The sequence below is a fragment of the Agrococcus sp. Marseille-P2731 genome (assembly GCF_900117395.1).
Taxonomy (GTDB): Bacteria; Actinomycetota; Actinomycetes; order Actinomycetales; family Microbacteriaceae; genus Agrococcus.
In genome coordinates this window covers 943,645-961,699 of sequence record NZ_FPEG01000003.1, presented here as the reverse complement: position 1 = coordinate 961,699, position 18,055 = coordinate 943,645, and the positions used below count along the sequence as shown (strand labels likewise).

The window sequence follows — 18,055 nt, the reverse complement described above, 5'->3', positions numbered from 1 at the left end:
ATCACGTCGTGCCGATGGGCGCGGGCTCCGGGTCGCCCGCGAGGCGCGTGCGCGGGTGGTCGATGGGCGTCAGTCCGGCCTCGACGCGCGCACCGAGGTCGGCGTCGACGTTCTTCCAGTACTGGATGGCTCGCTCGCGGATCGCGGGTACGCGCGTCTTGCCGACGTGGCCCACGATGTTCTCCACCAGGCGTGCGCGCTCCTCGTCATCCAGCACCTCGCGGTAGAGCGTGCCGGGCTGGCCGAAGTCGTCGTCCTCGGGGTGGAGGGTGTGGGCGACGCGCACGAGCTCGCCGTCCGACACCCAGCCGCCGTCGTCGCCTGCCGCAGCCGCATCCGCCGCCGGCCCGCCGAAGGAGTTCGGCGCGTAGACGGGCTGGTCCGCGGGGCGGAAGCGCGTGCGCATCGAGCCCTCCTTGTCGTAGGAGCGCACCTCGGTCTTCGCGGCGTTGACGGGCAGCTCCGCGTGGTTGACGCCCACGCGGTAGCGCTGCGCGTCGGCGTAGCTGAAGATGCGCGCCTGCAGCATCTTGTCGGGGCTGCCGTTGATGCCCGGCACGAAGTGCGCGGGGCTGAAGGCCGCCTGCTCGATCTCGGCGAAGTAGTTCTCGGGGTTGCGGTCCAGCGTCATCTGACCGACCTCGATGAGCGGGTAGTCGGCGTGCGGCCACACCTTCGTCAGGTCGAAGGGGTTGAAGCGGTAGCTCTTCGCATCCGCGTAGGGCATCACCTGCACCGAGAGGGTCCACGAGGGGTGATCGCCCCGCTCGATCGCGGTGTACAGGTCCCGGATGTGGTGGTCGGCGTCGCTGCCGGCGAGCTGGTCGGCCTCCTCCTGCGTGAGGAAGTCGTTGCCCTGGTTGGTCTTGAAGCGGTACTTCACCCAGAAGCGCTCACCCGCGGCGTTGATCCACTGGTAGGTGTGCGAGCCGAAGCCGTCCATGTTGCGCCAGGTCTTCGGCAGCCCGCGGTCGCCCATCAGCCAGGTGACCTGGTGCGCAGACTCGGGCGAGAGCGTCCAGAAGTCCCACTGCATGTCGTTGTCGCGCAGGTGGCTACCGGGCAGGCGCTTCTGCGAGTGGATGAAGTCGGGGAACTTGATCCCGTCTCGGATGAAGAAGACGGGCGTGTTGTTGCCGACGAGGTCGTAGTTGCCCTCGCTCGTGTAGAACTTGAGCGCGAAGCCGCGCGGGTCGCGCCAGGTGTCGGGGCTGCCCTGCTCGCCGGCGACGGTCGAGAAGCGCGCGAGCATCTCGGTCTCGGCGCCCTGCTGGAAGAGCGCCGCGCGGGTGTACTGCGAGACGTCGTGCGTCGTGACGAAGGTGCCGAAGGCGCCGCCGCCCTTGGCGTGCACCACGCGCTCGGGCACGCGCTCGCGGTTGAAGTGGGCGAGCTTCTCGACCAGGTAGTGATCGGTGAGCGCGATGGCGCCCTCGGCGCCGACGCTCTGCGAGTGAGCGTCGCTCGCGATGGGGGTGCCGACGCTGTTCGTGGTGGGTGTCGTCATGGATCCTCTTCCGTCTCGGTCGTGGGTCAGGCTCTGGTGGTCGGTGGTCGCACGAGGGCGCGAGCGCGCCGCGCTGCGTGCTGCCGGGCGATGCGGCGGATGGGCTCCGTCGCCCGGGCGGGTGCGGTGGCCGTGCGGTGCAGTCAGGCGGCTGCCTCGACGCAGTCGGCGCAGACGCCGACGAACGTCACCTCGGCGGTGCGCACCGCGAACCCTGGCGGAGCGTCGGCGTGCAGGCACGGTGCTGCGCCGACGACGCAGTCGACGTCCTCGACCCTGCCGCAGCTCGAGCAGACCGCGTGGTGGTGGTTGTCGTCGATGCGCCGCTCGTAGCGCGCCGCCTGCCGCTCGGGCTCGAAGCGGCGCAGCACACCGGCGGCCGTGAGGTCGCCCAGCACGTTGTGCACCGACTGCACGCTGAGGTCGGAGCCTGCACCGGCGAGCGCGCGGTGCACCGCGTCGGCATCGGCGTGCGGCATCCGCTCGAGCGCGCCGAGCACCGCGAGCCGGCCCTGCGTCACGCGCAGACCCCGCCCCCGCAGCAGCTCGGTGTCGCTCTCGGTCATGGCTCCACCGTAGCGCTTATCGTGAATGGATCAAATCTCGCGCGAGGTGTGTCGGGGCGGCTGCCCGATGCAGCTTCAGGCGACGGGTCGGCCCGAGGCCTCGTGGCCCCACTCCGACCAGGAGCCGTCGTAGACGGCGGCCTCGCGGCCGACGAGCGTCGCCGCGAGCGCCAGCACCGACGCGGTCACGCCCGAGCCGCAGCTCGCGATGATCGGGCGCGCTCCCGCCGCCTGGCCCAGCCGCTCGCGCAGCTGCTCGATCGGCAGCATGCGGCCGCCGGGGGCAAGCTCGGCGAACGGCAGCGAGACAGCGCCCGGCATGTGGCCGGCGCGCACGCCCTCGCGCGGGTCGGGCTCGTCGCCCGAGAACCGCGCCGCGGAGCGCGCGTCGAGCACCGCTGCGTCGCCCGACTGGAGCGCTGCGGCCGTGACCTCCGCGTCGACCAGCGCCGACGCGTCCCACACCACCGCCACGTCGCCCCGGCGCCCCGTGGTCGCTCCGACCTCGGCGCGCGGATGGCCTGCGGCGACCCAGGCGGGCAGGCCACCGTCGAGCACGGCTGCGTCGAGCCCTGCGGCACGCAGCATCCACCACGCGCGGGCGCTCGAGAAGAGGCCGGCGGCGTCGTAGGCGACGACGCGGTCGCCCGCCCGCAGGCCGAGCGTGCGCAGCGCGCGCTCGAAGTCGGCCGGCGCGGGCATGTCGTGCACGCCGACCGGGCCCAGCCCATCCGACTCGTCGTGCCTGGACATCGCGCCCTCGAGGTCGAAGCGCACGGCGCCAGGGATGCCCTCGGTCGGCAGCGGCGCGTCGGAGCCGGGCGGGCTCATGGAGGCGTCGACGACGACCAGGTCATCCTCGCCCAGGTGCTCGGCCAGCCAGTCGACGGAGACGAGATCGCGCATGCGCCCATCGTGGCAGAGCATGCGCAGTGCCCCAGTGCAGGAGCGAGACGCTGGCGACGAGTCGCCTCAGCCGAACGAAGCGCCGAGCACCTCGATGCCGAGCCGGCCAGCGGCGTCGCGCGCGAGGAGGAACCCGACGATGCCGACGATCCACGCGGTGTTCTCCGGGCCGTTGCGCTGCAGCCAGCGCGCGAGGCGCTGCAGCGCAGGCTCGACGAGCCCGCGCAGCAGCACCCGACCGGCGAGCAGCGCCAGCGCGGGCACGATCATCACGAGGCAGTAGCCGGCGAGCGCCGCCACCAGCTGCGGCAGCGGCAGCGCAGCCGAGGTGAGCATGCCGATCGCTGCGAGGTACGGCAGCATCGTCGCGAGCTCGAGTGCGCCAGCGGCCACGGCGATGCCGATGAGCGCGCCGCCACCGCCACCTGCCATCGCCGTGTCGCGCCAGCGACCTAGGCGCGAAGGCCGGTTCAGCAGCGCTTCCGCCTCGGGGGTGCCCGGCTTCGGCGCGGCACGGCCGAAGATCAGAGCTCCGGCGAGCAAGGCAGCTCCGGTGACGAGCTGCAGCCACAGCACCGGCTCGCTGTCGGTCACGGGTGCGAGCACTTCGGCGATCCAGCCGGCCCCGCTCGCGAGCGCGATCCCAACGGCGACGTAGAAGCCGGCGATCGCGGCGAGGTAGAGCAGCACGCGGCCGGCGCGCACGCTGCCAGGTGCGATGAGGAAGAACACCGGCACGAGCAGCGTGCCGACGCTCAGGCTGTCCACGAGTGCGAGCGCAGCGAGGGAGAGCAGCAGGGGAATGTCCACGGCTCGAGACTCCCGGGGGTGCGGCTGCGCGCGCATCACCCGAACGGTGCGACCTCGACGAGCGGACTGCATCCTTCGGCCGACGGCTATCGCGCTCCGGCGTGCTGGAATGTGGACATGACGAGCCCACTGCCGTCACGCGTGCGCGCGTGGCGCATCCCGCTGACCTCTGCGGCCACGCTCGCGATCGGCCTGCTGTTCATCGCGCTCGACGCACCGTTCGTCTCCGACCCGCCGCTGCTGCTCGGGCACGTGCCGTGGGTGCAGGCGGGCCTGCTGGCGCTCGCGTGCCTCGTGCTGCTCGCCAAGCGCCGCGCTCCGTTCTCGGTGCTCGCGGCGACCGCGGTGCTGAGCTGCGTCGATCTCGCCCTCGGCGGGGGTATCGGCATGCTGCTCGCGCTCATCGACGCGATCTACAGCACCGTGCTGCACACGAGCGACCGCGGCAGGCGAGTGCTGCTCGCCCTCGTGGCCGGGCTCGCGGTCGGTGCCACGCTGCTCGTGCTCGCGCTGACGGGCGATCTGCGCATGACGGCGCTCACGGGGCTGCAGCTGTTCGCGATCGTCGGCACGCCCTACTGGTGGGGCCTTGCGGTGCAGCGCGAGCGTGCGAGGGCTGCGCTCGAGGCAGCGCGCGCCGACGACCTCGAACGGCTCGCGGCGATGACGCAGCAGGATGTGGTGCGCGAGGAGCGAGCCCGCATGGCGCGCGACCTCCATGACGCGATCGCGAGCGAGCTCGCGGCGATCGCGATCCACACCGAGGCTGCGCTCGCCGCGCCCACCGCGCCCCGTTCGTCACTCGAGACCATCCGCGCGGCGAGCGTGCGCAGCCTGGAGCAGATGCGCTCGATGATCCTGGTGCTGCGCTCGGGCGGGGAATCCCCATCGGCACCCGACCGGGTCAGCGACGCGGAGGGCATCGTCGAGCGCGCTCGGCAGCGGGGTCTGCAGGTCTCGCTCGAGGGCACGCTACCCGCAATGGCCGTGGCGACCGACCAAGCAGCGGGGCGCATCCTGCAGGAATCGCTCACGAACGCCATGAAGCACGCGCCTGGCTCCCCCGTCACCGTGCACATCTCGCACGCGCGCGGCGCCATGGCGCTCCGAATCGACTCGGCGATGGATGTGTCCGGTCGCCTGGCTGCACCGCCCTCGGCGGGCCTCGGGGTGCGCATGATGCGCGAACGCGCGCTCGCGCTCGGCGGTGACCTCAGCGCCGGGCCGGACGACATCGATCCCGGCGGCGGTCGCGGCGATGCTAACGGTCGCGGCCGCGGCGCCGGTGACGGCGCGACCACCGAGGGAGGTGCGCGATGGACGGTGCGGGCGACGCTGCCGCTGCGATCGTGAGCGACGCCGCGACGCGCGTGATCATCGCAGACGATCACGAGGCGATCCGGGGTGGTCTGCGGCTGCTGCTCGAGGCCGCAGGCCTCGACGTCGTCGGCGAGGCGGGCGACGGCGCCGCCGCGGTGCGGAACGCTCGCGCGCTGCGGCCCGACGTCGTGCTCATGGATGTGCGCATGCCCGGCACCGACGGCATCGCGGCGACGCGCGCGATCGTCGCCGAGCGGCTCGCGCACGTGCTCGTGCTCACGACCTTCGACCTCGACGACTACGTCTTCGACGCTCTGCGTGCGGGAGCCGCGGGTTTCCTGCTCAAGTCGGCGGATGCCGCGACGCTCGTCGACGCCGTGCGTCGCGTCGCGCGCGGCGAGGGGGTCATGGCGCCAGAGGTGACCCGCCGCGTGCTCGATGCGTTCGCGGCAGCTCCCCAGCCGCCTGAGCCGATCGAGCATCCGGGTGTCGCCGCGCTCACCGAGCGCGAGCGCGAGGTGCTCACAGCGCTCGGCGACGGGCTCTCGAACGCCGAGCTCGCGCAGCGGCTCGGTATCAGCGCCGCGACGGCGAAGACGCACGTGTCGCGCGTGCTCGCGAAGCTCGGGTGCTCGACCCGTCTGCAGGCCTCGATCGTGGCGCGCGAGGCGGGGCTCAGACCCTGACGCGCGGCCGGCCCTGCATCAGTGCTGCTCGTCGGGGAACGAGGTGATGATCTGCCCTGAGCCGAGCCCGACCCCGACCGTCACCATCCACGAGCGCTCGACCGCGCCGCCGTCGACGTACTCGACCAGCACGTCGTAGTTCACGATGTCATCGCGGTACTCCTCGACCCGCGTCGGCTGCTCCAGGGCGCGGTCGATCGCGAACCACGCGACGTCCTCCCAGTCGGCGTCGACCAGGTCGGCGAGCTCGCCGAAGTCATCCGTGTGGCCGTCGGCGATGTGGCGCCAGCCGGCGCCGGATGCGTTGCCGCACGTCAGGCGCGCGTCACCAGCGGTCACGTCGAGACCCGGCCAGGCCGACCGGTCGAACGTCGTGAGCGTCTCGCGCCCTCCGCGGCCGTCGCAGTCGGTCTCGGGGTCGACGTCGTCCCTCGCGGGATCGAAGGCGCGCCCCTCGGCGAGGAGGTGCGGGCCGTCGGGATGGGGGCCGTGGTCCGCGCCGTGGTCGCTCGCGGCCGGCGGCGCGGTCTCGAGGGAGGACGAGAACGTGGTGCAGCCCCCGAGCGCGAGCGGCAGCAGCAGCAGCGCTGCCAGCCCCCGCGCGCGCCTCACGCCTCGAAGCCGTCCCGCTTGTCGAGGTCGGCCGACGAGCGGCCCTTCGGCTTGATGGCGAGCATCATGGTCGCGGTCAGCAGCAGCGTGGCGATGAAGCCGACGCCGCCGAAGATGAGCGCGAGCGTCACGTCGCGCACGCTCAGCATGACGACGAGGCCGATGAAGCCGCCCGCGACGGCGGCGAACACCAGGTACTCGAAGGGCTTCAGCTTCTGGCGTCGACTGGGCTGGCCGGGTCGCTGGGGATCTGCGTCGCTCATGCATCGCTCCGCTCGCTCGAGGTGGCGCGGGACGGGCGTGCGGAGAGCGCCGCGACCGCGTGGAAGACGCCGACGATGACGGCGTAGGCGCCGATGAAGCCCGTGAGGCTGACGGGATCGCGCAGGAAGGCGAACACGATGCCGAGCAGCACCGTGAACCCGCCGACCACGAGCCAGTCGCGTGCCAGCTGGCGCGTGCGCGGCTCGGTGGTGGCGCGCATCCGCACCCAGCCCTGCAGCTCGACGAGGCCCGCGGGCACGGCCCACAGGGCGACCGTCAGCCCGAGCACCGCCGGTGTCGGCGCGATGATCGCCATCGCGATGGCGACCACGCCGACGACACCCGACCACACGGCGACGACGGTCGGCCACGCGCCCGTGCCCTCCGGCACGCGACGGCGCGCGACCCACACCGCCGCGGCACTGCCGAGCAGCAGCGCGGCGAGCGCGATCAGCCCGACGCGCGGTGAGTGCAGCAGGACGAAGGGCAGCGGCAGACCGACGACGAGGGCGGGGATGGCGCGCAGCGCAGGGAGGTGCCAGTGCTGCAGCTCCTGCGAGGCGACGGGCGTGGCGGTCACGGCTCTCCTCACGGTTCGCCATCGATCCTATCGGCGCGGGGCCCCGGTGCGGTCGGCGGCGTAGCCTGGCCGCATGACGCTCGAGCACCACCGCCCCTTCATCGAGGACCTCTACCGCGAGCTGCACGCGAGCCCTGAGCTCTCGTCGCGCGAGCACCGCACGGCCGCGCGCATGGCCGAGCTGCTGCGAGAGTCGGGCTTCGAGGTGCACGAGCGGGTCGGCACCGCCACGGGCGTCGTCGGCGTGCTGCGCCGCGGCGAGGGCCCGACGGTGCTGCTGCGCGCCGACATGGACGGGCTGCCGGTCACCGAGGTCGAGCAGGTGCCCTACCGCTCGACCGCGACGGCCGATCTCGCGGGCACGCCGGTCGGCGTCATGCACGCGTGCGGGCACGACACCCACATGGCCTCGCTGCACGGCGCCCTGCGCATCCTGCTCGACCAGGACGACTGGTCGGGGACGGTCATCGCCCTCTTCCAGCCCGCCGAGGAGACCATGGACGGCGCGCTCGGCATGCAGGAGGCGCTGCGCGAGCTGCTGCCCGGCGGCATCGACGTGGCGCTCGGCCAGCACGTGATGCCCGGCGCGGCCGGCACGGTGCTGACCGCCGGCGGCCCGGTCATGGCGGCGAGCGATCACTTCGTCGTCACGGTGCGGGGGCGCGGCGGCCACGGCTCGCAGCCCGAGAAGACGATCGACCCGATCGTGCTCGCGGCGAGCATGGTGCTGCGCCTGCAGACGATCGTGTCGCGCGAGGTCGCGCCCCGCGAGCAGGCCGTGCTCACGATCGGCACCTTCCACGCGGGCACGAGGCAGAACATCATCCCCGAGACGGCGCGCTTCGAGATCAACATCCGCACCTTCGACGAGCAGGTGCGCGCCCGCATGATCGCCGCGATCGAGCGCATCGTGCAGGGCGAGTGCGCGGTCGCCGGTGCGCCGGCCGCCACCATCGAGACCGGTGAGCGGGCGCCGCTCACGATCAACGACGCGGATGCGGCTGCGGCCGTGGGCGCAGCGTTCGATGCGCTCTTCGGCGAGCGGCACCTGCCGCAGACCCCGGTGCTCGGGTCGGAGGACTTCAGCTACCTGCCCGACACCTGGGGTGCGCCGTCGGTCTACTGGTTCTACGGCGGCTTCGACCCGCAGCTCGTCGCCGACGCGACCGCGCGCGGCACGGCCGACGCGGATGTGCCGTCGAACCACTCCCCCGACTTCATCCCGGTGCTGCAGCCCACGCTCGACACCGCGACGACCGCCATGGTGGCCGCGGCGCGCGCCTTCCTCGCCTAGGGCGCGCTCGAGCCCGGCCGCCGCGGCCGCACTGCTCGGAATAGCGGCGCGCGCGCCGCGTTGTCTGATTGCGGCGCCGCGTCGAGGCGCGCCAGCACCCACCCCAGACCCTGAGGAGCATCATGTCTGCACGCCCGCAGATCGGCATCATCGTCGGCAGCACCCGCCCCGTCCGCGTCGGCAGGCCCGTCGCCGACGAGCTCGTCGCCCTGCTCGAGTCGGCCGGAGCCGACGCGGTCATGCTCGACCTGGCCGAGATCCGGCTGCCGCTGCTCGACGAGGCGATGCCGCCGGCATCCGGCGTGCGCACCGAGCCGCACACCATCGCGTGGGCCGGGCGGATCGAGGCCCTCGACGGCGTCGTCTTCGTCACCCCTGACTACAACTCGGGCTACCCGGCGGCCCTCAAGAACGCCATCGACTACCTGAAGTCCGAGTGGGTCGCCAAGCCCGCGATCGTCGTCTCCTACGGCTGGGCGGGCGGCCGCTCGGCCGCCGCGCAGCTCAGCGCCGTGCTCGGCTACATCGGGCTCGCGCTGCAGGGCGAGGGCGTGCAGATGCCCTTCGCGTCGACCGACTTCGACGAGTCGATGCGCATGATCGACGCATCCGCGTTCGTCGGCCGCTCCGAGGCAGCGCTGCGCGAGAGCGTCGAGCTGCTGGTCTCGGCGGCTGCCGAGGAGCTCGTCGCGGCCTAGGCCTTCGGGCTTCGTCGGAGGCGAGCCGTTGGCAGTGCCTAGGCTGGAGCCATGATCGCCGTCATCCTCTCGTTCTCCGACGACCCCGCCCGCCTCGAGCTGCGTCCCGCGCACCGTGAGCGCGCCGCCGCGCTCCACGAGCAGGGCTTGCTGCTGGCCGGCGGCCCCTTCGAGGATCAGTCGGGGGCGCTGCTGCTGTTCAGCACCGACGACATGGCTGCCGTCGAGGCTGCCATCGCCGACGACCCCTACTACTCGGCGCCCGGCGTGCGGGTGGTCACCGCGCAGCCGTGGACGATCGCGACCGGCGGGATCCCTGGCCCGTCGAGCTGACGGCTCCTCGCCGGCCGGAGCCCTGGGCTATCGCCGCACGCCGAGCCGTGACAGCACGCGATCGGCGAGCGGCTTGCCGCCCGTCTGGCACGTGGCGCAGTACTCGAAGGTCGATTCGGCATAGATGACCTGTCGCACCGTGTCGCCGCACACGGGACAGGCCTCGCCCTTGCGGCCGTGCACGCGCATCCCCTGCCGCTTCTCGGCCTTGAGCGACGCTGCGCTGACGCTCAGAGCGCGCTCCACGGCCTCGCCGAGCACCTGTCGCAGCGCCGCGTACAGGCGCTGCACGTCGGCAGCCGGCATCGACGCAGGATGGAACGGTGACATGCGCGCGGCGTGCAGGATCTCGTCGGAGTAGGCGTTCCCGATGCCGGCGATGCGCTGCTGATCGCGCAGCACCCCCTTGATCTGCGCCCTGCCGGCGTGGGCGAGGATCGCGGCGAACCGCTCCTCGGTGAAGGCTGCATCGAGCGGCTCGGGCCCGAGCGTCGCGATCGACATCACCTGCTCGGGGTGGCGCACGACGTGCAGCGCGAGCCGCTTCTGCGTCGCCTGCTCGGTCAGGTCGAAGCCGTCGCCGCCCAGCTCGTCGCCCCCGCGCTCGCCGTCGCCGCGCTCGCCGTCGCCGGCTGGCGCCTCCAGCACGACGCGCGCTGCCAGGGGCCCGCGGCCTCGACCGGCCGTCGGGCGCGGCGACGCCTCGCGCCACCTGACCCATCCCGAGTGGGCGAGGTGGATCACCAGGTGCAGCCCGCTGTCGACGGTCAGCACGAGGTGCTTGCCTCGCCGGCCCGCTGCGGTGACCGTCGTGCCGCGCAGTGCGTCCACGGATGGGTCGAAGGTCTTGAGCGCGGAGATCGACGGCACGTCGACGCGGCGCATCGTGCGGCCGACCAGGCGTGCGCGCAGATCGGTCGCCAGCGCTTCGACCTCCGGCAGCTCCGGCATGGGTCCAGTGTGCCGCGTACCGCCGACACGCTCCATGAGAGGCCTCTCACCCAGCCCTCCTCTGCGCCTCACCGCTGCTCGAGAGAGTGATGGCAACGCGAACGACGCACACGAACAGCACGCACCAGGATCGGGAGCCTCACCATGCAGACCAAGTGGATCGCCATCAGCACCATCTCCGCCCTCGGCCTCGGCGCCATCGCCGCGAGCGCCGCGACCGTCGCGAGCGCGGTCGAGCTGCGCGGCGCCGACGGCGCGGTCGTGCAGGGCGCAGCGATCACCGGCGACATCACCACCCGCGGTGCGGTCGAGATCACGACGAGCGGTGCCCACGCATCCGTCGTCTCTGCCGCATCGGCTCCCGTCGCTTCGGCGCCGTCCGCGACGCAGTCGGCCACCTCGCCGGTGGCGAGCTCGCCCGCCTCGGCGCTCTCGGCAGCCGCGGCACCGGCGCCGGCGCCGCAGGCGCAGGCGCAGCAGGTGCAGGCGCAGCAGCAGGCATCCGCGTCCAGCCCCGCCAGCGCTCCGTCACCGGCATCGGCTCCGTCACCCGCCTCGGTCCAGACGCCTGCATCGCCGGTCTCCGCCGCATCCGCCGGCTCGGCAGGCTCGAACGGCTGAACCACCCCCACGACAGCAGTGAGGCTCCCCGTCGATCGACGGGGAGCCTCGCTGCTGTCGGGCTAGGCGTCCTTGAGGTGCAGCAGGCGCGCCTGCCCCTCCTCGCGCATGTCGACGAGGTCGCCGCGCGCGGTCACGAAGTCGGAGAAGGACTTGTGGCCGAGCGACTTCTCGTTGAACACCGGGTCCATGCGCTTCATCTGCTCCTTCACGACGTTGGCGTGCAGCCACTCGTCGTCGGTCTTCTGGTGCAGGATGCGCATGGCGCGCTCGAGGAGGCCCGTCGCGGCATCGCCGCGCTGGTCGGGCGTCATCGCCACCTCATCCTGCTCGGCCGCGACCGAAGCGCTCGTCGCACGGCGGCTGCGTCGGGCTGGCGGCCGGGCGGGCTCGGGCTCGGCGACCTGCTCCGAGGCGGGCTCGGCCGCGACATCCGCTGCCTGCTCGTCCTCCGCCGCCGCGGCCTCGGCGCTCGCCTCCGACTTGGTGCCGCGCTTCGAGCGGCGCTTCGACGCCGCAGGCGCAGCGGCTGCCGCCGCCTCGGGCTCGGGCTCGAGCTCGTCGAGCTGCACGGGGTCGATGCCCGGCAGCGCGTCGTAGTCGGCGAACTCATCGCACGCGGCCGCGAGCGACTTCGAGGTGCTGCCGGCGACGCCGATGCCGACGACATAGCTGCCGAGCCGCTTCGCGCGCTGCGCGAGGGCGATGTAGTCGCTGTCGCCCGCGACGATCACGACGTGCGTGATCGCGTCGAGGCGGAACAGGTCCTCGACCACGTCCACCGCGAGGCGGATGTCGGCGCCGTTCTTCAGCGCGCGCGTCGTCGGGAACATCTGCACGAGGTCGACCGCGCGCGCGAGCAGCTGGTCGCGGTAGGCGGCGTGCGCCGGCACGGACCAGTCGGCGTAGGCGCGACTCAGCACGATCGAGCCGAAGCTCGAGGCGTAGTCGATGATCGCGCCGAGGTCGACCGTGGCCTGCTGGAAGCGGGTGCGAGCCTTCGACTCGCGGCCGCCGTCGGCGTGCAGCGTGCGCACCTTGTCGGCGTGGAAGGCGCCCCGACCGTGCAGCTGGTCGTAGCGGGAGATGAGGATGTTGTCGAAGTCGATGTAGACGGCGACGCGCGCCTCGAGATCAGTGGGCATGCCAGCCAGTCTGTCAGGCGAACTCGCTCGAGGCGCCGCGCGGTGCGCACCCGGCGACACGCCCGAGCCCCCTGATCGGCTTGCATCGTCGGCGCGGGACCGGCATCGTGGCCTGCTCGCCAACGGAAGGAGCGCCATGCTCACCCTGACCGAGAACGCCCAGACCGTCATCACCGGCATCGTCGACGGTGCGCAGGCGCCGCAGACCGGCGGCATCCGCATCTCGCAGGACCTCGAGGGCGCGGGTCTTAACGTCGCCGTCGCGAACCAGCCGGAGGCCGAGGACCAGGTGGTCGAGTCCGCCGGGGCGAAGGTCTTCCTCGACCCGCAGGCCGCCGAGACCCTCGACGACAAGATCCTCGACGCATCCGCGCAGCCCGACGGGCGCGTCGACTTCGCCATCGGCCAGCAGGGCTGATCGAAGCGCAGCAGCACAGCGGAGCGGGGCCCCGGCACGATGCCGGGGCCCCGCTTCGCGCTGCGGCCGGGGGTTGGAGCGTCAGCCCTCGACGGGCGGCGGCTCCTGCGGTGCACCATAGGGGGAGCCGCCGAAGGGCGTGCCGCCCGGTGGCATGGCCGACATGCCGCCGCCGTCGCTCGGGCCCATGCCCGGAGCGATGTCGGCGAAGCGCGCCAGGTGGCCGTGGAACGCGACCGGGATGGTCTTCGTGGGGCCACCGCGATGCTTCGCGACGATGATGTCTGCCTCGCCCGGCCGGATGTCGCGGTCGTAGGCGTCCTCGCGATGCAGCAGCATCACGATGTCGGCATCCTGCTCGATCGAGCCCGACTCGCGCAGGTCGCTGATCGCCGGCTTCTTGTCGCCGCGCTGCTCAGGGCCACGGTTGAGCTGCGAGAGCGCGATGACGGGCACCTGCAGCTCCTTCGCGAGCAGCTTGAGCGATCGTGAGAACTCCGAGACCTCCTGCTGGCGCGACTCGACCTTCTTGCCGCTCGTCATGAGCTGGAGGTAGTCGACCACGACCATCTTCAGGCCTGCCTGCTGCTTGAGCCGGCGGCACTTGGCGCGAATCTCGACCAGCGTGAGGTTGGGGCTGTCGTCGATGTAGAGCGGCGCGTCGTTGATGCGGCCCCGCACCTGCGCGAGCGTCGTCCAGTCGCGACCCTCGATCGAGCCCTTGCGCAGCTTCTGCAGCAGGATGTTCGACTCGGCCGAGAGCAGCTTCATCGCGATCTCGGTGCGCCCCATCTCGAGCGAGAAGAACGCGGAGGGCATGTCGTGCTTGATCGACGCCGAGCGCACGAGGTCCATGGCGAGCGTCGACTTGCCGAGGCCGGGGCGAGCGGCGATGACCACGAGCTGCCCGGGGTGCAGGCCGTTGGTCAGCTCGTCGAGCTCGCGGAAGCCCGTGGGCACGCCCGTCATGACTCCGTCGAGGCCCTTCGCGGCCTCGATCTCCTCGATCGCCATCTCGACGGCGATGCTGAGGGGCACGTAGTCCTCGGACTGGTCGTCGCCCATGACGGCGTAGATCTCTGCCTGCGCGTTGTTCACGAGGTCGGTGACCTCGCCCTCGGAGGCGTAGCCCATCTGCACGATGCGGGTGCCGGCCTCCACGAGGCGGCGCAGCACCGCCTTCTCGGCGACGATCTCTGCGTAGAAGCCGGCGTTCGCCGCCGTCGGCACCATCGAGGTCAGCGAGTGCAGGTACTCCACGCCGCCAGCGCGGGAGAGCATCGCCGTCTTCGTGAGCTCGTCGGAGACCGTGATGACGTCGGTCGGCTCGCCGCGCGAGTAGAGCGAGAGGATCGCCTCGTAGACGATCTCGTGCTTCGGCTGGTAGAAGTCGACGCCGCGCACCGTCTCGAGGCAGTCGGCCACCGCGTCCTTCGACAGCAGCATGCCGCCGATCGCCGACTGCTCCGCGAGCATGTCGAACGGCGGCGTGCGCTCGCTGTAGCGGCTCTCGTCGATGCCGATCTCAGCCAGATTCGTCACGGTGCCCCCTCCGACTCGACGATGCCGCACTCCACCCACACGAGATGAGGGAGCCTCGCACAGGCTAGAAGCCGCGAGACCCGGCGTCGAATCGCCCTGTGGAGAGATCTGTGGAGACCTGGGGACAACGCCGCCGCATCGCCGCCTCGACACTCCGCACGCCTGTGCACAGATCTGTGGAATGCGGATGAGGATTCCCCCCGAAAGCGGCTCTGACCGGGCATTTTCGTTTCCACACCCGGTGGGGAGAAGCATCCCTGAAGTGCACGTTGAAGGTTCCTGTCCCCCACTGCGATTTGACACACATCCGACCCCCGCCGCGCACATGACGAAGGCCCGCATCCGGGTGGGATGCGGGCCTTCGTGCAGTGTCGCGACTACTTCGCGGCGACCACCTTGAGGGTGATCGTCGCGACGATCTCGTCGCGCAGGCGAGCGGTCGCCTGGTAGTCGCCGACCGAGCGGATCGGCGTCGCGATCTCGATGACGCGCTTGTCGATCGAGCCGTGACCGGCTGCCTCGACGGCGTCAGCGATGTCCTTCGTCTGGATCGAGCCGAAGAGGCGGCCCTCAGCGCCGGCCTTGGCCGACAGCGTGACGGGGTTCGCCTCGAGGCGGGCGCGCAGGTCCTGCGCCTCCTCGATCGTGGCGTGCTCGCGTGCGACGCGGCCTGCCTTGATCGACTCGACCTGCTTCTCGCCGCCGCGCGTCCACGCGACAGCCAGGCCCTGGGGCACGAGGTAGTTGCGAGCGAAGCCGTTCTTGACCTCGATCACGTCACCAGCGGAGCCGAGGCCGGAGACCTCGTTCGTGAGAATGAGCTTTGCCATCGTTCAGCCCCCTCAGCGTCCGGCGCCCGAGTAGGGCAGGAGCGCCATCTCTCGCGCGTTCTTGATCGCCTTCGCGATCAGGCGCTGCTCCTGCACCGACACGCCGGTGATGCGACGGGCACGGATCTTGCCGCGCTCCGAGATGAACTTCTTGAGCGTCGCGACGTCCTTCCAGTCGATGACGCCGACCTTGATCGCCTTCGCCGGGGCGACGTTCTTGCCGCCCTTCGGGCCCCGCGGCTTGCGGTTCTGCGGCTTGCCAGCCATGTGTCCTTCTTTCATGCTCGGGACTGCCGTCCCGGGAGAATGGTGAGTGCGAGAGGCTTAGAAGGGCGTCTCGTCGTTGTACGAGGTGCCGGGGGCACCCCAGACGTCGCCGCCCTGCTGGCCACTGGCCTGCTGGCCACCGGCCTGCGACTGCGGCTGACCCCACGGCTCGTCGGCGACCTGCTGCGGCTGGCCGAAGCCGCCGCCGCCCTGGTTGCCGCCCGAGCTGCGCCCTGCGCCGCCACCCGTGGTGCGGGTGACCTGCGCGGTCGCGTAGCGGAGCGAGGGGCCGATCTCATCGACCTCGAGCTCGATGACCGTGCGCTTCTCGCCCTGCTGCGTCTCGAACGAGCGCTGCTTGAGGCGGCCCTGCGCGATGATGCGGCTGCCCTTCTGCAGGCTCTGCGAGACGTGCTCGGCGAACTCGCGCCACACCGACGCGCGGAGGAACAGCGCTTCGCCGTCCTTCCACTCGTTGGCCTGTCGGTCGAACGTGCGGGGGGTCGACGCGATCGTGAAGTTCGCGACGGCGAGGCCGTTCTGCGTGTAGCGCAGCTCCGGGTCGGCAGTCAGGTTGCCGACCACCGTGATGGTCGTCTCGCCAGCCATTGCTACTTCGCCTCTGCCTCTGCGGGCGTCGGTGCGTCCGACGGCTTCGCGTCGGACGGCTTCGCGTCGGTCGTGGCCGGAGCGGCGGCAGCGGCGGGAGCCTCAGCTGCCTTCGTGGCCTTCGCCTCTGCCTGACGACGCGAGAGGCTCGTCTGCGAGACGGCGACCTCGGCGCGGAGCACCTTCGTGCGCATCACGGCCTCGGACAGGCCCAGCTGACGGTCCAGCTCGGTCGTGGTCGCGGGCTCGGCCGAGAAGTTGACGACGGCGTAGATGCCTTCGAACTTCTTGTCGATCTCATAGGCCAGGCGACGACGGCCCCAGATGTCGACCTTGTCGATCGTGCCGCCGTCGTTGCGGACGACGTTGAGGAACTTGTCGAGCGACGGAGCGACAGTGCGCTCGTCAACCTCCGGGTCGAGAATCACCATCAGTTCGTATTCCTGCATGCTTCACCCACCTCCTTCGGACTAGAACGGCTGCAGACGGTCTGCAGCAGGAGGGTATGCATGGTGCGCGGCGGCCGCTCGAAGACGAGCAGCGCAGAGCGCAACCTGTGAAGCCTACCGCAGGCGGTCACCCCGCGCTAGGGCGCAGCCGACCGCTGCACGCCGCGATCAGGCCGGGCGGGCTGCCCACCACTCGCGCAGCACGGCCTCCGCGCGCTCGGCGCCGAGCGGACCGTGCTCGAGGCGCTGCTCGAGCAGCATCCGGTAGGCCTCTCCCACCTCGCGTCCCGGTCGCAGCCCCAGGATCGCCATGATCTGCTCGCCGTCGAGGTCGGGGCGCACCGCCTCCATCTCCTCCTGCTCTCGCAGCTCGGCGATGCGCTGCTCGAGGTCGTCGTAGGCGAACTCGAGCCGCTCGGCCTTCCGGCGGTTGCGCGTGGTGACGTCGGAGCGGGTGAGGACGTGGAGGCGCTCGAGCACCGGCCCGGCGTCGCGCACGTAGCGCCGCACGGCGGAGTCGGTCCACGCCTGCTCGCCGTAGCCGTAGAACCGCAGGTGCAGCTCGATCAGCCGCGCGACCGCCTTGATGGTGTCGTTGTCGAAGCGCAGCTCCTTGAGCCGCTTCTTCGCCATCCGCGCCCCGACGAGGTCGTGCTGGTGGAACGTGACCGTTCGCCCCTCGATGCGGCGCGTGGCGGGCTTGCCGATGTCGTGCAGGAGCCCCGCGAGCCGCGACACGAGATCAGGGGCGGCGCCCGGGTGGCGAAGGGCCTCGAGCTCGATCCCCTGCTGCAGCACGGTGAGCGAGTGCTCGTAGACGTCCTTGTGGTGCGCGTGCTCGTCGGCCTCCAGGCGCAGGGCCGGCACCTCCGGCAGCACGCGGTCGAGGATGCCGGTGTCGGTCAGCAGGCGGATCCCCGGCACCGGGTCGCCCGTCAGCAGCAGCTTGCTCAGCTCGTCCCGCACGCGCTCGGCAGAGATGTCGCGGATGCGGTCGGCCAGCTCGGTCATGGCGGTCACGACGCGAGGCGCGACGTCGAAGCCGAGCTGGGCCGCGAACCGCGCGGCGCGCATCATGCGCAGCGGGTCGTCGTCGAACGACTGCTCCGCTGCCTGCGGGGTGTCGAGGATGCCCGCCAGCAGGTGCTCGAGGCCGCCGCCGACGTCGACGAGCTGCGGCGACGCATCCGCCGCCTGATCGCCGCGCAGCGGCGTCACCCGCAGCGCCATGGCGTTGACGGTGAAGTCGCGCCGCACCAGGTCGCCCTCGAGCGAGTCGCCGAAGGCGACGGATGGCTTGCGGGAGACGCCGTCGTAGGTGTCGGCCCGGTAGGTGGTGATCTCGATCGTGTCGTCGCCGATGCGCGCGGCGATCGTGCCGAACTCGCGCCCGACATCCCAGGTGGCGTCGGCGAGCGGCGCGACTATCCGCAGGATCTCGTCGGGGCTCGCGCTCGAGGCGAAGTCGAGGTCGGTGACGGGCCGGTCGAGGAAGGCGTCGCGCACGGGACCGCCGACGAGCGAGAGCTCGTGCCCGGCAGCGGTGAACGCAGCCGCGAGCTGCGTCGTGGGCGCGGTCGCGACGAGCGCGTGCAGTCGCGCGGTCGCCTCAGCCATGTCGGTCACGACGCATCATTCTGGCAGGTC

At 71.8% G+C, this 18,055-nt stretch carries 20 protein-coding genes and 2 pseudogenes; 7 read left to right on the top strand and 15 right to left on the bottom strand.

Annotated features, from left to right (window positions below; all coding sequences use genetic code 11):
• Nucleotide 1 precedes the first annotated feature (1 nt).
• The 4 genes from BQ6202_RS12780 to BQ6202_RS12765 all read right to left on the bottom strand — a co-directional run bounded on the left by BQ6202_RS12780 (nt 2) and on the right by BQ6202_RS12765 (nt 3,789).
• Nucleotides 2–1,507: a catalase gene (locus BQ6202_RS12780; protein ID WP_072314775.1), complete on the bottom strand. Its 1,506-nt coding sequence runs from the start codon at nt 1,505–1,507 to the stop codon at nt 2–4.
• 143 nt (nt 1,508–1,650) lie between these two features.
• Entirely contained in the window at nt 1,651–2,073 is a 423-nt protein-coding gene (locus tag BQ6202_RS12775) for a Fur family transcriptional regulator (protein WP_072314774.1), read from the bottom strand.
• 75 nt (nt 2,074–2,148) lie between these two features.
• Nucleotides 2,149–2,979: a sulfurtransferase gene (locus BQ6202_RS12770; protein WP_143143730.1), complete on the bottom strand. Its 831-nt coding sequence runs from the start codon at nt 2,977–2,979 to the stop codon at nt 2,149–2,151.
• A gap of 66 nt (nt 2,980–3,045) precedes the next feature.
• Nucleotides 3,046–3,789, bottom strand: a complete 744-nt coding sequence (locus BQ6202_RS12765; protein WP_072315179.1) for a GAP family protein — start codon at nt 3,787–3,789, stop codon at nt 3,046–3,048.
• Nucleotides 3,790–3,906: 117 nt separating this feature from the next.
• Between BQ6202_RS12765 and BQ6202_RS12760 the strand changes: the two genes are divergently transcribed.
• Nucleotides 3,907–5,142 (top strand): sensor histidine kinase, encoded by a 1,236-nt coding sequence (locus tag BQ6202_RS12760; RefSeq protein ID WP_143143729.1) that lies wholly within the window; start codon nt 3,907–3,909, stop codon nt 5,140–5,142.
• Nucleotides 5,106–5,795, top strand: coding sequence for a response regulator (locus BQ6202_RS12755; protein ID WP_072314771.1), 690 nt, complete (start codon nt 5,106–5,108; stop codon nt 5,793–5,795). The genes BQ6202_RS12760 and BQ6202_RS12755 overlap by 37 nt, the downstream gene beginning before the upstream one ends.
• An 18-nt stretch (nt 5,796–5,813) precedes the next feature.
• Here the strand turns inward: BQ6202_RS12755 and BQ6202_RS12750 are convergent, their stop codons facing one another.
• The 3 genes from BQ6202_RS12750 to BQ6202_RS12740 are packed head-to-tail and all read right to left on the bottom strand — an operon-like array spanning nt 5,814 to nt 7,251.
• The gene (locus BQ6202_RS12750; protein ID WP_072314770.1) at nt 5,814–6,407 is read right to left on the bottom strand and encodes a hypothetical protein; all 594 of its coding nucleotides are present in this window, start codon (nt 6,405–6,407) and stop codon (nt 5,814–5,816) included.
• Nucleotides 6,404–6,670, bottom strand: coding sequence for a hypothetical protein (locus BQ6202_RS12745; RefSeq protein ID WP_072314769.1), 267 nt, complete (start codon nt 6,668–6,670; stop codon nt 6,404–6,406). The genes BQ6202_RS12750 and BQ6202_RS12745 overlap by 4 nt, the downstream gene beginning before the upstream one ends.
• Nucleotides 6,667–7,251, bottom strand: a complete 585-nt coding sequence (locus tag BQ6202_RS12740; RefSeq protein ID WP_072314768.1) for a hypothetical protein — start codon at nt 7,249–7,251, stop codon at nt 6,667–6,669. The genes BQ6202_RS12745 and BQ6202_RS12740 overlap by 4 nt, the downstream gene beginning before the upstream one ends.
• Nucleotides 7,252–7,324: 73 nt before the next feature.
• On the opposite strand from BQ6202_RS12740, the gene BQ6202_RS12735 reads away from it, so the two are divergent.
• The 3 genes from BQ6202_RS12735 to BQ6202_RS12725 all read left to right on the top strand — a co-directional run bounded on the left by BQ6202_RS12735 (nt 7,325) and on the right by BQ6202_RS12725 (nt 9,576).
• Nucleotides 7,325–8,545: an amidohydrolase gene (locus BQ6202_RS12735; protein ID WP_072314767.1), complete on the top strand. Its 1,221-nt coding sequence runs from the start codon at nt 7,325–7,327 to the stop codon at nt 8,543–8,545.
• Between the two features lie 122 nt (nt 8,546–8,667).
• Complete coding sequence (locus BQ6202_RS12730; RefSeq protein ID WP_072314766.1) at nt 8,668–9,243, top strand: NADPH-dependent FMN reductase; 576 nt, start codon at nt 8,668–8,670, stop codon at nt 9,241–9,243.
• Between the two features lie 51 nt (nt 9,244–9,294).
• Nucleotides 9,295–9,576 carry a YciI family protein gene (locus tag BQ6202_RS12725; RefSeq protein WP_072314765.1) on the top strand — a complete coding sequence of 94 codons (282 nt, stop codon included), beginning with the start codon at nt 9,295–9,297 and terminating at the stop codon, nt 9,574–9,576.
• Nucleotides 9,577–9,603: 27 nt separating this feature from the next.
• On the opposite strand, the gene BQ6202_RS12720 is transcribed toward BQ6202_RS12725, so the two are convergent.
• On the bottom strand, nt 9,604–10,527 hold the full coding sequence (locus BQ6202_RS12720) for an Fpg/Nei family DNA glycosylase (RefSeq protein WP_072314764.1): 924 nt from the start codon (nt 10,525–10,527) through the stop codon (nt 9,604–9,606).
• 144 nt (nt 10,528–10,671) lie between these two features.
• Between BQ6202_RS12720 and BQ6202_RS14925 the strand changes: the two genes are divergently transcribed.
• Nucleotides 10,672–11,148, top strand: coding sequence for a hypothetical protein (locus BQ6202_RS14925; protein ID WP_072314763.1), 477 nt, complete (start codon nt 10,672–10,674; stop codon nt 11,146–11,148).
• Between the two features lie 62 nt (nt 11,149–11,210).
• On the opposite strand, the gene BQ6202_RS12710 is transcribed toward BQ6202_RS14925, so the two are convergent.
• Nucleotides 11,211–12,293: an NYN domain-containing protein gene (locus BQ6202_RS12710; RefSeq protein ID WP_072314762.1), complete on the bottom strand. Its 1,083-nt coding sequence runs from the start codon at nt 12,291–12,293 to the stop codon at nt 11,211–11,213.
• Between the two features lie 136 nt (nt 12,294–12,429).
• Here BQ6202_RS12710 and BQ6202_RS12705 point away from each other — a divergent pair, with 136 nt between their 5' ends.
• Nucleotides 12,430–12,711 carry a Fe-S cluster assembly protein HesB gene (locus BQ6202_RS12705; RefSeq protein WP_072314761.1) on the top strand — a complete coding sequence of 94 codons (282 nt, stop codon included), beginning with the start codon at nt 12,430–12,432 and terminating at the stop codon, nt 12,709–12,711.
• A 189-nt stretch (nt 12,712–12,900) separates the two neighbouring features.
• Here BQ6202_RS12705 and dnaB read toward each other — a convergent pair.
• The 6 genes and pseudogenes from dnaB to BQ6202_RS12675 all read right to left on the bottom strand — a co-directional run.
• Nucleotides 12,901–14,187 (bottom strand): annotated as a pseudogene (gene dnaB, locus BQ6202_RS12700) (replicative DNA helicase); the annotation flags it as partial.
• 443 nt (nt 14,188–14,630) lie between these two features.
• A complete protein-coding gene (gene rplI / locus BQ6202_RS12695; RefSeq protein WP_072314760.1) occupies nt 14,631–15,083 on the bottom strand; it encodes a 50S ribosomal protein L9 in 453 nt (150 codons plus the stop codon).
• Nucleotides 15,084–15,095: 12 nt separating this feature from the next.
• Nucleotides 15,096–15,350: a 30S ribosomal protein S18 gene (gene rpsR / locus BQ6202_RS12690; RefSeq protein ID WP_072314759.1), complete on the bottom strand. Its 255-nt coding sequence runs from the start codon at nt 15,348–15,350 to the stop codon at nt 15,096–15,098.
• Between the two features lie 57 nt (nt 15,351–15,407).
• A complete protein-coding gene (locus BQ6202_RS12685) occupies nt 15,408–15,959 on the bottom strand; it encodes a single-stranded DNA-binding protein (protein ID WP_072314758.1) in 552 nt (183 codons plus the stop codon).
• A 160-nt stretch (nt 15,960–16,119) separates the two neighbouring features.
• Nucleotides 16,120–16,408, bottom strand: a pseudogene (rpsF, locus tag BQ6202_RS12680) (30S ribosomal protein S6); the annotation flags it as partial.
• Between the two features lie 168 nt (nt 16,409–16,576).
• Complete coding sequence (locus BQ6202_RS12675) at nt 16,577–18,025, bottom strand: CCA tRNA nucleotidyltransferase (protein WP_072315178.1); 1,449 nt, start codon at nt 18,023–18,025, stop codon at nt 16,577–16,579.
• Between the last annotated feature and the right edge of the window lie 30 nt (nt 18,026–18,055).

Bases quoted from the DNA above. Each gene is read 5' to 3' on its own strand.
- BQ6202_RS12780 (WP_072314775.1), bottom strand. From the start codon at position 1,507: ATGACGACACCCACCACGAACAGCGTCGGCACCCCCATCGCGAGCGAC.
- BQ6202_RS12775 (WP_072314774.1), bottom strand. From the start codon at position 2,073: ATGACCGAGAGCGACACCGAGCTGCTGCGGGGGCGGGGTCTGCGCGTG.
- BQ6202_RS12770 (WP_143143730.1), bottom strand. From the start codon at position 2,979: ATGCGCGATCTCGTCTCCGTCGACTGGCTGGCCGAGCACCTGGGCGAG.
- BQ6202_RS12760 (WP_143143729.1), top strand. From the start codon at position 3,907: ATGACGAGCCCACTGCCGTCACGCGTGCGCGCGTGGCGCATCCCGCTG.
- BQ6202_RS12755 (WP_072314771.1), top strand. From the start codon at position 5,106: ATGGACGGTGCGGGCGACGCTGCCGCTGCGATCGTGAGCGACGCCGCG.
- BQ6202_RS12745 (WP_072314769.1), bottom strand. From the start codon at position 6,670: ATGAGCGACGCAGATCCCCAGCGACCCGGCCAGCCCAGTCGACGCCAG.
- BQ6202_RS12735 (WP_072314767.1), top strand. From the start codon at position 7,325: ATGACGCTCGAGCACCACCGCCCCTTCATCGAGGACCTCTACCGCGAG.
- BQ6202_RS12730 (WP_072314766.1), top strand. From the start codon at position 8,668: ATGTCTGCACGCCCGCAGATCGGCATCATCGTCGGCAGCACCCGCCCC.
- BQ6202_RS12725 (WP_072314765.1), top strand. From the start codon at position 9,295: ATGATCGCCGTCATCCTCTCGTTCTCCGACGACCCCGCCCGCCTCGAG.
- BQ6202_RS12720 (WP_072314764.1), bottom strand. From the start codon at position 10,527: ATGCCGGAGCTGCCGGAGGTCGAAGCGCTGGCGACCGATCTGCGCGCA.
- BQ6202_RS14925 (WP_072314763.1), top strand. From the start codon at position 10,672: ATGCAGACCAAGTGGATCGCCATCAGCACCATCTCCGCCCTCGGCCTC.
- BQ6202_RS12710 (WP_072314762.1), bottom strand. From the start codon at position 12,293: ATGCCCACTGATCTCGAGGCGCGCGTCGCCGTCTACATCGACTTCGAC.
- BQ6202_RS12705 (WP_072314761.1), top strand. From the start codon at position 12,430: ATGCTCACCCTGACCGAGAACGCCCAGACCGTCATCACCGGCATCGTC.
- rplI (WP_072314760.1), bottom strand. From the start codon at position 15,083: ATGGCAAAGCTCATTCTCACGAACGAGGTCTCCGGCCTCGGCTCCGCT.
- rpsR (WP_072314759.1), bottom strand. From the start codon at position 15,350: ATGGCTGGCAAGCCGCAGAACCGCAAGCCGCGGGGCCCGAAGGGCGGC.
- BQ6202_RS12685 (WP_072314758.1), bottom strand. From the start codon at position 15,959: ATGGCTGGCGAGACGACCATCACGGTGGTCGGCAACCTGACTGCCGAC.
- BQ6202_RS12675 (WP_072315178.1), bottom strand. From the start codon at position 18,025: ATGGCTGAGGCGACCGCGCGACTGCACGCGCTCGTCGCGACCGCGCCC.